8 protein-coding genes and 1 pseudogene are annotated in these 16,793 nt (G+C 26.9%); 1 reads left to right on the forward strand and 8 read right to left on the reverse strand.

The genetic code is table 11. The annotated features are described in order from the left end of the window. Positions 1-184: 184 nt before the first annotated feature. The 3 genes and pseudogenes from cgtA to rplU form a co-directional block, all read right to left on the reverse strand. A pseudogene (gene cgtA / locus ACICP0_RS01380) lies at positions 185-1,184 on the reverse strand (Obg family GTPase CgtA); the annotation flags it as partial. Positions 1,185-1,799: 615 nt separating this feature from the next. Next, positions 1,800-2,057, reverse strand: a complete 258-nt coding sequence (gene rpmA, locus ACICP0_RS01385) for a 50S ribosomal protein L27 (RefSeq protein ID WP_395480159.1) — start codon at positions 2,055-2,057, stop codon at positions 1,800-1,802. A 12-nt stretch (positions 2,058-2,069) separates the two neighbouring features. Beyond that, positions 2,070-2,381, reverse strand: a complete 312-nt coding sequence (rplU, locus tag ACICP0_RS01390; RefSeq protein WP_395480160.1) for a 50S ribosomal protein L21 — start codon at positions 2,379-2,381, stop codon at positions 2,070-2,072. A gap of 256 nt (positions 2,382-2,637) precedes the next feature. Between rplU and ispB the strand changes: the two genes are divergently transcribed. Then, positions 2,638-3,609: an octaprenyl diphosphate synthase gene (gene ispB, locus ACICP0_RS01395; protein ID WP_395480161.1), complete on the forward strand. Its 972-nt coding sequence runs from the start codon at positions 2,638-2,640 to the stop codon at positions 3,607-3,609. Positions 3,610-4,772: 1,163 nt separating this feature from the next. Here the strand turns inward: ispB and mdh are convergent. From mdh to xthA, 5 genes are all read right to left on the reverse strand, one after another. Then, on the reverse strand, positions 4,773-5,738 hold the full coding sequence (gene mdh, locus ACICP0_RS01400; RefSeq protein WP_395480162.1) for a malate dehydrogenase: 966 nt from the start codon (positions 5,736-5,738) through the stop codon (positions 4,773-4,775). A 2,572-nt stretch (positions 5,739-8,310) separates the two neighbouring features. Then, positions 8,311-8,718: a histone-like nucleoid-structuring protein H-NS gene (gene hns, locus ACICP0_RS01405; RefSeq protein WP_395480163.1), complete on the reverse strand. Its 408-nt coding sequence runs from the start codon at positions 8,716-8,718 to the stop codon at positions 8,311-8,313. A gap of 1,520 nt (positions 8,719-10,238) precedes the next feature. Then, positions 10,239-11,237, reverse strand: coding sequence for a type I glyceraldehyde-3-phosphate dehydrogenase (gap, locus tag ACICP0_RS01410; RefSeq protein ID WP_395480164.1), 999 nt, complete (start codon positions 11,235-11,237; stop codon positions 10,239-10,241). A gap of 862 nt (positions 11,238-12,099) precedes the next feature. After that, complete coding sequence (gene sppA / locus ACICP0_RS01415; RefSeq protein WP_395480165.1) at positions 12,100-13,914, reverse strand: signal peptide peptidase SppA; 1,815 nt, start codon at positions 13,912-13,914, stop codon at positions 12,100-12,102. Positions 13,915-15,757: 1,843 nt separating this feature from the next. Next, on the reverse strand, positions 15,758-16,567 hold the full coding sequence (gene xthA / locus ACICP0_RS01420; RefSeq protein ID WP_395480166.1) for an exodeoxyribonuclease III: 810 nt from the start codon (positions 16,565-16,567) through the stop codon (positions 15,758-15,760). Positions 16,568-16,793 lie beyond the last annotated feature (226 nt).

Consider the following 16,793-nt stretch of genomic DNA (forward strand, 5'->3'; position numbering starts at 1 on the left):
GATTTGTAATATATCTAATCTTTATTTCTATTTTATATAAATAAAAAAAATCTGCACATTTATTATTTTAATATGGCTATAGCGTTTAATTATCAGTCATTAAATTTTGATAATCATTCTAAATGATTATCTCTATTATACTCTAAATCATTTTTTCTAGAAATATCTGATTTACTCAAATGAGTATTAATAAATGTCATTATATCCCAGCATAGTTTATTCACACCATAGTGCTTAAATGAAGAAATTAAATAGTAGTGTGTGTTCCAATTCAAGGCTTTAGCAATAATTTTAGCTCGTACTGTTGCTTGATGAATTTCAAGAAGATCTATTTTATTAAATACTAACCAACGTGGTTTTTTAGTTAGAATATTCCCATATTGTTCTAATTCTTTAATGATCACTCGAGCATTTTCTATAGGGTCAGATTGATCTATTGGTGCAAGATCAATAAAATGTAATAATATCTTACAGCGTTCTAAATGTTTTAGAAAACGTATACCTAGTCCAGCTCCTTTAGCTGCACCCTGAATAATACCAGGAATGTCTGCCATTATAAAATTTTGTTTATCATCTAGACGTACTACACCAAGACTTGGTGTCAATGTAGTAAAGGGATAATCAGCTACTCTAGGTGTAGCTGCAGATACTGTACGGATAAATGTAGATTTACCAGCATTTGGTAAACCAAGCATACCAACATCAGCTAACAGCATCATTTCTAATTTAATTTCTCTAATTTCACCTTTTGTACCGTTAGTTTTTTGATATGGTGTTCGATTTATTGACGATTTAAAATAGGTATTACCTAATCCACGTAAACCTCCTTTAGCTATCAGCACACGTTCTTTATGGCGGATCATGTCGCCGATTACTTCATTAGTGCTAAGTTCTAGTATTCGAGTGCCTAAAGGGACTCGAATGATGGTATCTCTTCCGCATTTTCCAGTACGGTTTTTATTTCTTCCATTTTGACCGCATTCAGCATGGAAGATTTTTTTAATACGATGATTAATGAGGCTATTTAAATTTTCATCTATCGTAAGCCATATATTACCACCATCTCCGCCGTTACCTCCATCTGGACCACCACGAGGAATATTTTTTTCTTGTCGAAAACTAACGCAACCATTACCGCCATTACCTGCCGCTACTTGAATAATAGCTTCATCAACAAATTTCATATAAACTCTCTAATTAATTTTATAATTAGTTGAATAATTAAATTAAATGATACTGCTTAATAGCAGTGTTTTCTAATTTTGATTACAAGAATGTCTAATTGTGATCTATATCATATTTTTTCTATAATTGATACCATTCAACAACAACTGTATTTATATTTTTTATTGACAAAAAGATAATTTATATAAATTTTATTAAGCCATAAATTTTTTAATATTATAAAACAAAATACTTTCTGCATAATTATATGCCGAAAAGCAATTACTGAATAACCTTGCTATTTTTTTATATAAAAAATATATTAGATAATATAGAACAATAAAGATTAACTATAGGATTTATATCCTATTTAAATGTAATTAATTAATGAGTGTATTAATCTAATAAAAAATTAGCACAAAATTAATCATATTCATGCGATACATAATACAGATTTTCTGTAATAAGATATTATATGTAACATTTCAAAAAAGATGACTACTCTAAATATAGTTACTGCGTAGCAATATGATATTCTAAAGAATCAATATAAACAAACCCTTGCATCTCATGCATGAGATGTAAGAGATAGAAAGTAATTATTTTGATTATGGTGAGTTAGTTTAGATAATAATCTATTCAGAAATTATAGTAATAAATTTACGATTTTTAGACCCTTTTGTTATAAATTTAACTTTACCTGCGCTCAAGGCAAATAGAGTGTGATCTTTACCACAACCTACGTTTATCCCTGGATGAAATTTAGTACCACGTTGACGTACAATAATACTACCAGCGTTGACAGTTTCACCAGAAAAATGTTTAACTCCTAAACGTTTACTTTTCGAATCACGATTATTACGAGTAGATCCACCAGCTTTTTTATGTGCCATAAAATTATTATCCTAAATTTGAATTCCGACTATTTGAACATCTGTAAACCATTGACGATGACCGCGATGCTTACGGAAATGTTTACGACGATGAAATTTTAAAATCGTTATCTTATTACTACGACCATGGGAAATAATTTTTGCCGTAATCTTACTATTTTTAATAAAAGGATCACCTATTTTGATAGTTTCACCGCGAGCAATCATCATTATTTTTTTAAATTCAATAGAATTGCCTGTGTCAATATCCAATTTTTCAAGGCGAATAGTTTGACCTTGTTTCACTCGGTATTGTTTACCACCACTTTTAAAAATCGCATACATAAAAACTCCGTGTTCAATATACTAAACATATAACTGTTTAAAAGCAAAAACCATATATCTTAACTAAATAGATTATACTTAAGTATCTTACTAAAACAAGTGGTAAACATCAGTAGAAAAGATACTAGTTTTTATCAGCAGTTACCTATTACATTTTCAATGTATAATTTCACTGCACTATATTCCTCCATTTAGATTCTAGATACAGCAAGATGCTAAAAACGGTCAATATGTATACATCTAATACAATATAAAAATGAACTTTAAAAACATCACTGAACTGATCTCGCAGGATATGGCAGCTGTTAACAAAGCAATGTGTGAACAATTGAATTCCAAAGTAACTTTAATTAATCAACTTGGCCATTATATTATCAGTAGTGGAGGTAAACGCATTCGGCCGATGATGATAGTACTGGCAGCGCGAGCCTTAGATTATAAAGGTAATCAACATATCGCTGTTGCTGCGTTAATTGAATTTATCCATACTGCTACTTTATTGCATGATGATGTGGTAGATGAATCAGAAATGCGACGTGGAAAAGCAACTGCTAATATAACTTTTGGAAATGCTGCTAGCGTTTTAGTTGGTGATTTTATTTATACTCGTGCCTTTCAAATGATGATTGATCTTAAATCGTTGCAAGTTTTACAATTAATGTCTGAAGCGGTTAATATTATTGCTGAAGGAGAAGTACTTCAATTAATGAATTGTAATGATCCAAATACAACCATTGAAAATTACATGAAAATTATTCACAGTAAGACTGCACGTTTATTTGAAGTAGCTTTGCAATCTTCTGCTATTCTATCCGGTGCTAATATTTATCAGGAAGAAGCTCTGCGCGATTATGGTCGTTATCTGGGAACAGCTTTTCAATTAATTGATGATCTATTAGATTATAGTGCTGATGGAAAAGCATTAGGTAAAAATACTGGCGACGACTTAAATGAAGGTAAACCAACACTACCTCTGCTGCATGCAATGCATAATGGTACACCAGAACAAGAAGCATTAATTCGAAAAGCTATAGAACAAGGTGATGGACGCCATTTGCTGCAAACTGTTTTAGAAACAATGCGTCAATGTGATTCATTAGGATATACGCGCCAGCGCGCAGAAGAAGAAGCAGACAAAGCTATTGCCTGTTTACATTGTCTCTTACCTTCTCCGTATCGTGATGCATTAGAAAGTTTAGCTAACGTAACAGTGCAACGTACATTTTGAATGTAAAGAAATATAATTAATTTAATATTAATAACATTTTATTTATCAATATTGTCAATATATAATATTTTATTATGTATTATTATATAAATAATACACACTATACCTTCAATTACTAATTGATTTAGTATATTGTATTTTTATACTTATACAAGTATTATAGTATTATTACTATTTGATTTATATCATTATTTAGATCTATTTTTTCCAGTTATTTGGAACCATGTAGATAATGTTCATTCAACTAATTTAGTATTTTGAACAAACATTCCCACATATGATCTAATCAACCAAATTCTTCGACATTATTTATATTTTTATAGTGAAATAAGCTTTCGTACATAGTTATGTATTTCTATATAATATCTATTATTTTTTAATATTAATATTATTATATTTTACTATTTACTTTAACGATGGTGATTTAACAATTTATTTTATCTATTTTTTGGAACTTGTAGCTATCTTACTATTTTGAAATACATGAAAAATGTTTTTAAACACGAAATATATTGTTCATTATTCTAATGGTATATCAAAAGTCGAAATTAAATTGAAAAGCAATAGCGTCATGATACTGATTATAATTGCATTGATGCATGATTTATCATATTGCATCGTATTCTTATTTCAGAAAATGTAATCAGTTTTGTTAAACTGTATAAGATTTTATGTAAGTAAAGAAAATGTTTTTATTTGATAAATTTCTTTTATTCATTTCTTAAAGAAAGAAGTTATTATTATATTTAGTAAAATAAACTACACTGTACTATATACATTATTCTATAATAATAGAATGTATATGTTTTTTGTTATCTTATGTCTTTCTAATATTACCCTTTGATTTAACTAATTTCATGTCTGATGAAAAATAAGAATGATACTATTCCATTTTAACTTAATGGATAAAAAATATATTTTTATTCCATTTTAATTTTATATAAAATAAATACTTATACATTTTATCTTGTCCATTTATATAATTTAAAATAATTTTAAAAAATTCAAAACACTTAAATTTTCATCTACTATCTAATATATAAGAGTATGTAGGCTCAAAATAATTGAGCACGTTTATAGCCATTGTTTGCAATAGATTAGTGTGTGTATTATTCGAATGAGTAGACTACTAGAATTATAAAGTAATGAGTAGACTACGAGAATTATAAAGTATTGCAAGATGACATTGGATATTTCTGAATAAATTGTTCACCCAATGTAATATCATTATTTAGTTTATCTCGCATGTTTTGGAGTTCCTGTTGCTCAAAACTGCTAAGTATTCCCAATGGTCGTCGCGCACTAATACCCTGTGGCCCTAACAAAACAGGTTGGGCAAAAAAACGAGAAAATGACGTATTGTTCTCTATATATGCACATTCAACAATTCCTTGTCGTCCTTGCAAGGCCCAAATTAAGGACATAGTAAAGCGAGCCGCAGCATATCCCATGGACAATGTAGCTGATCCCATACCTGCTTTGGCGATTACTACCTCAGTGCCAGCGTTACGAATACGTTGGGTCAAAATACATATCTCTTCTGTACTAAACGTGATATCTGGCACTTGAGAAAGTAAGGGCAAAATCGTGACGCCAGAATGACCTCCAACTATTGGTACTTCAATGTGATCAGGTGATAATCCTTTCATATCCGCTACAAATCGATTTGCTCGGATTACATCCAGCGTGGTAATGCCAAACAATTTATTAGGTTGATAAATTCCTGCGTGTGTCAGCGTACCAGCAGCAATAGGAACCATACTATTGATCGGATTAGTAATAATATTAATCAAAGCCTGCGGTGCGTGTATTGCCACGTGATTAACTAATTGACGCACAATTCCAGCGTTAACATTAAATAAATCTGCTCTATCCATACCGGGTTTTCGAGATACACCTGCAACAATTAGTACAATACTTGCTCCATGCAATACATGTGTCATATCTTGAATATAAGATCCACAAATCTTGGTTGAAACAGGTATGTGATTAAGGTCTAAAGCAATTCCTTCTATCATTGGTGCAATATCATAAAGAGAAAGTGTACAATTTTTAGGTAATCGAGTTGTTAACATTAATGCCAGAGCTTGGCCAATACCGCCTGCTGCGCCGAGTAGTACAACTTTCATTATTCTTTCCTGATTAGTTGATGCATTATGTATGCATATTGATTTATGTATTTTTTATTATTAATGAGTAGTATAAAAGTATTCACTAACAGAGAGATTGATATACATCAGATTTTTATCATATATTAATATAGGCTTATAGACATCATGATATATATAACGGATCATCACATAACATATATTCATCGTGAGTCTTAATATAAAATAAGTTAGGAGAATCAGTAATTAATTGGAGATATGAACATTTATTTCATTGTATAAAACAATCAACAATATCCAGTAAATCAAAGTTATTTTTAAGTGGTTTGACAACTGTCTACGTATTATATTATTTATAATTCGTCTCTATCTTTTAGATTCATTATATTAATGATCGTTAGATCATTTTAAAAAGTAATAATAAAAATCAATATTCAGCATATACTGTTGAAAATGAATTAAAGTACGGCTTGTCTTTATATGGTAGAACATATTAAATTGATATATAAATTCGCTATTTTATATACATATTCTAAATTAGATACACTATGTACACATTTTATATGTGATTAATAAACTATGTAATAGCACCACGTAATTAATAATTTATTTTTATGCATCAGATAAATATTTATATACTTAACTAAAATGTTTTGTTAAATGCATAGTTCATGCGTGATGCGTTAGCATGATGCTAAACATAAAAACTTATTACGACACATGTACACTCATGATGAACATCGTAATAACATTACAATATTATTGACAGTAATAATATTTTTTAATTAAGGGTTAAACTACTATGCACCATGTCTTTCAATCTGAAATACGTATATCCAATAATAATTACAAATCATTAATTAGTCATTTTTAAATTAGTTTTAGTAAAAGAGTTATATAATTAATCATTATTGAAATAATATTTTCACTAAAAAATTTTAAAACTAAACTATAAAAAACTTAATTTTAATTAAATTAAGTAATTTTATTTTATTGAATGCTTTTAATAAAGACTAATTAAAAAATTTTAAATTTGTGCATCTTTGGAATAGACTGATATGTCTATTTTCAGCACTTCGTTTTGTATATACTTTTTTAGATGCTACAATAAATTAAGTAATATGTATATCTAATCGATAGGTATGATGCCAAACTATGAAATAGAATGGCTAGTACTGATTATTGCAATATCATTTTATAATAAATTTATTAAAATATCTAAAACTAAACAATAAATGTATACAATGTATAATTTTCTTTCAATGTTTAGATCTTACTTGATAAGATATTAGATCATGATTAAAAATCATTTATTAATTTTTATATTTGTATATTAACAGTATAGATTTTGAACATAACAACATTATTTTCATGGAAAATTTTCTTTAATCAAATGATTAATTTTACTCAAAATATATTAATTAATATATCTATAAAATTTTTCAATATGATAAATAAATTAATCAATTTTTTTAAAAAGTATGAGATGATAAGGTAAAGTCAATTATTATAGTCTCTTATGTAAAGAAGTTGAATATTCATCCATTTTTAAGTTAGTCATTTAATTATATTTTATCAAATTTATTAATGTTTTATAAAAAATTTAAAAAATATTTAGAAAAAGCGATACAATACCCTATATTTTAAGCTAATATTTTAATTAATCTATTTTTTAGAAAAGAAACATTAGATTATGAAGGATAAATTTAGCTAGTAAATTTTACATGTCATTAGCCCGACGTTTATAAAAATTACATTTATATACATTAAAACGTTATATGCAATGTAATACAACATTTCCATGTTAAGTGATTCAAATATGAATCACAATCAATCAATATACGTTAAAGTATATTCTTCTATTACAGTAGAACTTCTATATTGGATAATTAAATATTAAAATATAAAAAAACTATTTAATTTAGATTAATAAATCTTTATGACTAATTGGTAATTAAGGAGTCCTTACATTTAAATAAGAAGATCTTTTATTGTAGATAATAAAATTTTGGACGAATACTGTTTGATAGTAGCACGTTGCATATCAAGATATTTTAAATTTATATATTATAAGCTATAAAGTAAAAATTTAGAATAATTTAAACCATAAATAGTATACAATTGCTGATTATACATCTTGTCGATATTAGCTTACTGCGTAACAATATATAAAATGTTAAACAATTATGTTAAGTTAATAATACAATTTATCTAATTGTAACATATTCTAAATATAAATTTAAAATTATTAATTCACTACCTATTAATCATTAAACGCTATGAAATAGTTTATGAATATTAATAAGTTTATAAAAGTAATAAAAGATATTATATGGATATAATGCATTATGCTATGTATATTAAAAGATATATTAGTGTAATGATGCACAGTCGTTTTTAAATTGTTTTATTAAAAAGTGTCGCATTAATTTTTAATTAGATCATATCAACAATATGAAATAATATTTCACATAAATTTCATGTTTTTATAAACATATAATTCAAATTAAAGAATTCTTATATTATTCAGATACATATATAGATATAATCTATTAACTAACGCTAGAATCAATTCTTTAAAATACGCTAAAAATTAAACTAAAAAATCGTCTAATGTTTTTCCTTCTTCATCAACTGCTCTTTTGATTATCGCTGGAGTACGACCTTGGCCAGTCCAAGTTCTAATATCACCATCTTCATCAATGTATTTATATTTAGCTGGACGAACAGCACGCTTAATTTTTTCGGTAGATTTAGATGAATTCATCGAATGGAGTAATTCATTTGGATCAATTCCATCTGAAATCAACATATCACGATATTGTTGTAATTTACGGATATGTTCTTCAATTTCTGCTTTAACTTGGCTTTCTTCTTCACGTCGCTCGCCGACAACGACTTCTAATTTTTCTAGCATTTCTTCCAAAGTTTCTAGAGTACATTCTCTGGCTTGTGCTCGAAGGGTACGAATATTGTTAAGAATTTTAAGTACATCGCTCATTAACTTAATCTCAAATATTTTAAGTGGACGCATTTCTCTAATAATAGAGTGCTCGTTTTTTCTACTAGACCCAAACTGAAAGTAATTAAAGTTCTTGCTTATAAAAGATTGTTATTTCAATATTATATATATTTATTCGAATTAATTAGTATTAACCTCATGAAGGTTTATTTTATTTTTTAAGATTTTTAGATAAAAAATCTTAAAATATGTAATATTTTAATATTATATTAGGAATTTTTTAAAATTCTATTTTATTTTTTTAATAAACACTATTCTCTTTTTTAATAAAAAATAAATCAATATACAGTCATTAACTACTTATATTTTTATATGTATGTATAAGACATGTGATATGTTAAATATAGATACTCCTGTAGTACGCATTAATCTGATTAATGAACAAGCATTCATGTCTAAAAAGTATTAATATGTTATATATCTAGACATTAATACCGTTTTTTATTTTATTTAAATTTGGCATATATTTCAATATATTGTTAATACAATTCTATTGGAAACAGGGGTATTTAAACCACCATGTAATTTAATTAAGTATTTTTTATACTATCATTATCTAATCGATATAATAGTACTATGTATTTTTTATTGTTTATATAGAAATATATAACTTAAAATATTGTATTAGATTTAATGATAATTATTGAATTCATAAAACTAATTAGTATGCTAATGTTTAAATAAAAATTTAATGGTATTAAGAATAATTTATAATTTATCATTTTTTATTTTTAAAGGTAATTAATTTCAATATATCGAATAGTTTTAAAAACTGCAATGTTTTAACAAATGGTATACACCAACATATATGCGTTTTATTACATATATTATTTTTATTCTAATTGAAGACTCAGTTACTTATCTTAATAAGAATAATTTTAATTGTTAAAATATAAATATTATATCTGTTCCTTCTGTTGACATAGAATCTAATTAAAAACCAGTATCTATGAAATAGATGTTTATCTCAAATAATATATTTTCATTTATTTCAACGAATCCACGAAATCATGTAAAACAATAACAATATTTCTTTACTAATACAATAATATATTAAAGATATTAGTTATTAATCCTTTATAACTATAAGTCTAACAACATATATTTTTTTACATAAATAAAAAGTTAAAAATCATGATGAACTAGCAATTTAGTTAAACGTGGACCATCATATTATTTGACAGATCAATTAGAAAAATTGATATAAATTACATACGAAAAAATAATAAAACATACGTAAAATATTTAAAGGTCAAAAATATGGTAGAACATTTCATTTCTTAAAAAATATTTTATTTATTTTATAAAAACATGATTTTTTACGATTATATCCACCAAAACTTAAGATATAAATCTTAAACAATAAGTGCTGCTAGGTTATTATTGCTAGAATAACTAATAGTAGTTTTCAATTACTAGCTCATGTTATTATAATAACAACCAATACGGAAAACCAATGATTTAGACATAATAAAACATAGCTATATTATTGTTAAATATTACCTATGAGTAATGTGTGATATCAAATCTAGTACTTTATTAGAATATCCAGTTTCATTATCATACCATGCTATTAATTTGACAAATTTGTCGTTTAATACCACACTAGCCTTAGCATCGAATACTGATGTTAGTATTTCTCCGTTAAAATCAGTAGATACCACATCTTCATCAGTATATCCTATAATACCTTTTAATTTATCTTCAGATGCTATTTTAATAGCAGAACAAATATCATTATAAGATGCTGATTTGTATAAACGTGCAGTTAAATCAATAACTGAAACGTTAGACGTTGGAATACGAAAAGACATTCCAGTAATTTTTCCTTTTAATTCAGGAATAACTTTACATACAGCTATCGCCGCTCCGGTAGACGATGGTATAATATTTTGAAGAGCACCGCGGCCACCGCGCCAATCTTTATAAGATACACTGTCAACTGTTTTTTGAGTAGCCGTCGTAGCATGTACTGTTGTCATTAAAGCTTCAACAATACCGAAGTGATCGTTGATAACTTTTACCAATGGGGCTAAACAGTTGGTAGTACAGGATGCATTTGACACAATATCCTGTCCGTTATAAGAAGAATGATTCACTCCCATCACAAACATTGGAGTATTATCTTTAGCCGGACCAGTCATCACAACTTTTTTGGCATTGGCGATAATATGCTTACGCGAAGTTTCATCTGTTAAAAACATTCCAGTGGCTTCTATAACTACATCAACACCAACTTCTCCCCATTTTAAGCATGTTGGATCTTTTTCAGAAGTACAACGAATAGTTTTACCATTAGTTATAAGATAACCTTTTTTTGAAAAAATTGGTTGATTGAACCGCCCGTGGGTTGAATCATATTTCAACATATAAGCCATATAATTAGAATCTAATAGATCATTGATTGCAACGATTTCTATATCGTTTCGTTTTTGTGCGGCACGAAAAATAATACGGCCGATACGGCCAAAGCCATTAATACCTACTTTAATAGTCATATATTTCACCAGTTAAATATAAAGTTATTAATGAGTTTTCACACTCGGTATAGATTCACTATGTCATAAATAGAATTGTAGTTAATTGATATAAAATGAAAGCGAGCCTTGACATAAGAATAATTGAAAAATTTTTCAATATGTAATTATTCGTCCATATAATTTAGTAGGTATACATTGCTCACTTTTTAATGCTGACCATTGATTATAAAGTAATATTAAAAATATTATCGAATATATTGAAGATGATACTACCTTTTAACACAGTTATATATTACTTTATGCAAGTAAACAGTTTTATTAGATATGATAAACTAGTAAATATTTTACTTGAAAAATTCAGTATTGACCAAGTTATAAATAATATTTTGTCGTTTACTGCTCGATTTTTATTTTCAATATTATTTATCCTTATTTCAGAATTATGAACACTGATCAATCGATAGAACATATTTAAAATATATTTTTTAATTAAACTAACATTTTATCTATAGTATGATTTAAATAAAAATCAGTGAACTATACTTAACAACATGTCGATCAGTTGATCCTATGATCATATTAAAAAATATGATTTATAGGACGTAAATATGTATAAATATCAGAAATTAATTTAAATCTATATTTACATAAAAATATAAAATTCAAGGAATGCTTATTTTTATAAACTATCATAGACAATTTTGTAAAAAAAAGTACAATGTGTCATATTTAATATATGATTTATTTACATAATACAAGGTATATATAACATATTTAAATAATTTTGTTTTCAAATCAAAACCAATGTAGTTGGCTTAATCTATTGATGTAAATAGCATGACATATATCTTTTAATCATTTGTTTCTTCACTCATGAAAGTTATGTTATTTGTCCATAAACAACACATAAAGCATATCGATTTTTTGGATCATTATTCAGGACATCTAATCCGTTTATTTTAAATTGATTAACTGATAGAAAAGATTGAAAAATGTTTGGCATCTGAGTATATATTGACATACACATCTTTGTGAACAATAACTCTATTAATCCTGGTTCATCTAGTAGATACCAATTTAATGTATACTTCTTCAATTTTGCTAATTCTGCGGCCTTTATAACTGCATCATCAAAATCTCCTAATTGATCTATTAATCCATTTACCATAGCATCACTACCGATCCACACACGTCCTTGACCTATCTCATCAATTTCTTCTAGTGTTTTATTCCTAGATTGCGCAACTAGAGTAATAAAATTATGGTAACTATTCTCAACGCTGAGCTTCATCATTTGTGAGTATTCTTCTGACAACGTTTTTGTTATAGATATATCTGCTACAGGTGAAGTTGTAACACCATCACTATGTATTCCAATGCTATCGAGTGAATCTTCAAATGTATTAATTATTCCAAATACACCTATCGAACCGGTCAATGTACTATGGCTAGCTACAATATAATTAGCAGCAGTTGATATCCAATAGCCTCCAGATGCTGCGATACTTCCCATAGAAACTACTACTGGTTTACCTGCTTTACGTGTAGTAACAAGTTCTGAACGAATAATTTCTGATGTAGTGACACTGCCTCCAGGGCTATTAATTCGAAGTACAATTGCTTTAATTTTTGGATTTAATCGAGCGTGTCGAATTTGGTTAGTAATAGTCTCACTGCCTATTGCGCCTGGTATTGCCAGGGTATCAATAATGGTACCGTTAATAAAAATTACTGCAATCTGTCCTTTTGGTGGTTGTGATTGTTGATAATCATAAATACTAATGCCATTAAATGTATGGTCACTTTTATTCCATCCAAATGTTTTGATCAGTTCTTTTTCCATTGTAGAGAATGGTATGATCTGATCTATCCAAGCGTGATTAAGTGCAAATTGTGCAGTATCGCCATTGATAATACGTAGTTCTTCCAACATGTCTTCAGTTTTTGGAAAAAATTTATTTTGTTCAATTTGCCTATTGTTGGCTACGATAGTTAAATAATGCTTCCAAAGCTGATTTATTAATCGGTTATTGTTTTTACGTGCAGCATCTGACATGTTATTTCTTAAGAAAGGTTCAACAGCAGACTTATAAGTGCCTACTCGAAAAATATGGCTGTTAACTTTTAGTTTATCGAGTAAACTTTTATAATAAAAATGATTGATTGACATTCCATGTAAATCAACTGCACCTTGAGGGGTTAAATATATTTTATTAGCATAACTAGCAAGAAAATATTGTGATTGACTATAACTATCTCCTATGGCATAGATGGGTTTTCCACTGTCGCGGAATTCTTTTAATCCTTTACCAATATAATGTAATGAAGAAAGATCAGTACCGGAAAAATTTTTAAGCGATAAAACTAAGCCAGTAATTTTATTATCATTCTTGGCTTGACGTAACTTATTGACAATGTCAAACAACGAATGTTCTTGAAGTCGAGCCTTGGATGTGCCGAGGAATTGGCGAACTTTATTGTTAACTGTTGGCTTATCTACGACCGTACCAATTAAATCTACAATTAGTGCGCTTTTTGTTAATGTTGATTGAGAACGATAAAGCTTTAAATAAATATCAATTGCAATAACAATAAAAAAAATGAAGAATATATTCAGAGTAAGTTTACGAATAAAGCTTAATATATTCCATCCACACTTAAAGAAACCAGTAAAAATTAGCCAAAACGTTCGCATACAAGCTCCAAAAAAATATAATATATAATAAGTGAAATTAATATTTGATTTTACGCTATAAATATATAGGTGACATTTTTATTTTTTTAAAAGTCTCTAAATATTTCTATTTAATATCCTTACTATTAACTAATGAGGCATTAAATGGATAAAATACTGACTAGTCTATATATTGACGGATGATAATTTCCATTTATGTTCTATGTAAAACATTAACTTAACTTTCAGTTGACTTTAATTGAAGATACTCTAAAAGTTATTCTTATGCAAAAAATGTTTTTCTATTTTTAATGATAAGGCATCATTTTTAAAATTTTTTTATAATGTTATTTCTCTATATTTCAGAATGGGCTCATGTATTTTCTTTAATCTAAATATACCTTCTTTATACTGCTTTTTTCTCGATTTATTATTATATTATTCTTTTAATAAGCTAAATAACATAGTTCATTTAGTTAGTATTTGTGTAGGTGATTTGAATTTATATAATTTTATAAAACAATAATTAAATTAGTAGTCTCTACTTATTTTACGTGCATGATTTTCATCATAGTAGTAGGGTATTATTAATATCTATAATTGTTATGCTTTATTAGCTGCTTTTTAACGTGTTACACTTATACTATAATAGACATTTTAAAAATATTAATCTACTGTCAATACAACTTCCATTTTAAATAGTATAAGATATATCTTTGTAAACTCAACATATAATAATTTTTATAAATAAATAGTAAATTATTACGTAAATTATCTATTCTTCTGATTGAAGAAGATAAATAATTATATCATTTGTTTAGTATAACAGCCTAACACATAAGTAAAAGCAGTTAGAAGATATGAATATATACTTATATATGTAAACATCTTACATATCCTTCTCTTTAACTAGATTATTTTCACAGACAACAAGATTTATTCATGACTATTGAATCCAAATAATGTAGATGACAAAATTTGTATTTATTAATTCATTATACCTACTTGAATAAGTAGTACTACTATAGTAAATATTATGACATAAGCATATATGTAGTTTACTTGGCTACATGAGTAAGTGACTAATGATCATGCGTTAATTTCGCAACATTAAATGACATTAAGCTTTTTAAAATTGATAATAACAGTTCATAAATTATAAAAAATTTTTATTGAAATAAAAGTATGAATAAAAATTTTGTTAACTAATTTTTAAATCAAATAAACTAAAATAATGGTTTTTGATTAAACCGTAATTTAATAAATAATATATATTATTTTTATAATACTTTTAATTAATTTGTTACGTAAAGTATACAAATATATCATATTTGAATGATAAAAGTAAATCGATTAACAAGTAAATAGATTAACTTTAATTTAAATAAAAAATTTTCTCTTGATCCATTTGACATAAGAAAATAATATAGATTCAAATACAAACTTGTCAATAACATAATTTTCTGATTGTCTATCAATCAAAAACTAAGAATGCTAAAAAGATTTAATTTGATATAATCATTATTATATTATTAATTAATATATTTTCTTATTCAAGAATAACACGATAAGTGTACTTATTTTCTCATTACTGAATTATATAATTGATATATATTCTCATTGATTTAAAGTACTAAAATAGTAATATATAAATCATTCAATCAAAACGCGATTAGAGTTAGCTATTAAGAATTATATTGATATTATTTTTTTAAACATGACCAAATAAGTAACAAATAATTGTATAAATTAGACATTAAAATATAATTGAAATTATAGAAAATAATAAATATTTAATAAAATAGCTTATTTTTAGCACATAAAGTTCTATAATTACAACGTATTATACACTCATTAATAATTTTTAAAGATCGAAATCTGCCCATATAGGTGCATGATCAGATGGTTTTATCATCGCACGGATTTCATAAGAAATACCAGTAGAGCGTATGAATGAAAACATGCGCTGTGAAGCTAGCAATAAGTCAATTCGTAGTCCACAATTTTCGTTGAAACTATGTGATCGGTAATCAAACCAGGAGTAATGATTAGATACAGTAGGATTTTTTTGACGATAGATGTCAATTAAACCCCATGCTAATAACTGATCTATCCATTTTCTTTCTTCTGGTAAAAATGAACATTTACCAATTTGAAGCCAGCGTTTACGATTTTTTTCGCCAATACCAATGTCTAAATCAGTTGGACTGATATTCATATCACCAATTATGAGTAAAAGTGAATTACTGTTATGATGTTGTTCGATGTGATCTTGTAAATTATGAAAAAATTTTTTTTTAGCTGGAAATTTAATAGGGTGGTTTCGTCCTTCACCCTGGGGGGAATATCCGTTTATTATTGTCAATAGTCCATAAGATGTATCAAAGTCGGCTATGATAATACGACGTTGAGTTTCATTTTCTCCATCAGTACTAAATCCTCGGTGAACGGACAATGGCTTTTTTCGGCTTAGTAATGCTACTCCAGCATAGCCTTTGTGGCCATAATAGTAAAGGTAATAGCCATAATGAGACATTTTTTCAACAGGAAACATGTCATCATGGACTTTAGTTTCTTGCAATCCAATGATGTCAGGTTGAAGCTTAATAATAATGGCTTCAATTTGATGCAAATGAGCCCGTAATCCATTAATATTAAAAGAAACAATTTTCATTGTGTCAAACCATATCAATAAGTCATATATTACATGATGTAAGAAACGTTAAATTAAAAGACATAAGATAATTAGAAATATCATATTCCGCATAACTATGCTAACAAATTAGCATATTGTGTGTTTAATACTTATGTCGTATAAATGATATTTTTAAATTTAATTATTAATACTTAGTAATGTAAATAGAATAACATTATTCCATGTTTAAATTTAAATTAAATCT

The organism is Candidatus Curculioniphilus buchneri endosymbiont of Curculio glandium, assembly GCF_964275155.1.
GTDB lineage: Bacteria > Pseudomonadota > Gammaproteobacteria > Enterobacterales > Enterobacteriaceae > Curculioniphilus > Curculioniphilus buchneri.

Coding starts and splice junctions, on each gene's coding strand:
- rpmA (WP_395480159.1), bottom strand. CDS start 2,057: ATGGCACATAAAAAAGCTGGTGGATCTACTCGTAATAATCGTGATTCG.
- rplU (WP_395480160.1), bottom strand. CDS start 2,381: ATGTATGCGATTTTTAAAAGTGGTGGTAAACAATACCGAGTGAAACAA.
- ispB (WP_395480161.1), top strand. CDS start 2,638: ATGAACTTTAAAAACATCACTGAACTGATCTCGCAGGATATGGCAGCT.
- mdh (WP_395480162.1), bottom strand. CDS start 5,738: ATGAAAGTTGTACTACTCGGCGCAGCAGGCGGTATTGGCCAAGCTCTG.
- hns (WP_395480163.1), bottom strand. CDS start 8,718: ATGAGCGATGTACTTAAAATTCTTAACAATATTCGTACCCTTCGAGCA.
- gap (WP_395480164.1), bottom strand. CDS start 11,237: ATGACTATTAAAGTAGGTATTAATGGCTTTGGCCGTATCGGCCGTATT.
- sppA (WP_395480165.1), bottom strand. CDS start 13,914: ATGCGAACGTTTTGGCTAATTTTTACTGGTTTCTTTAAGTGTGGATGG.
- xthA (WP_395480166.1), bottom strand. CDS start 16,567: ATGAAAATTGTTTCTTTTAATATTAATGGATTACGGGCTCATTTGCAT.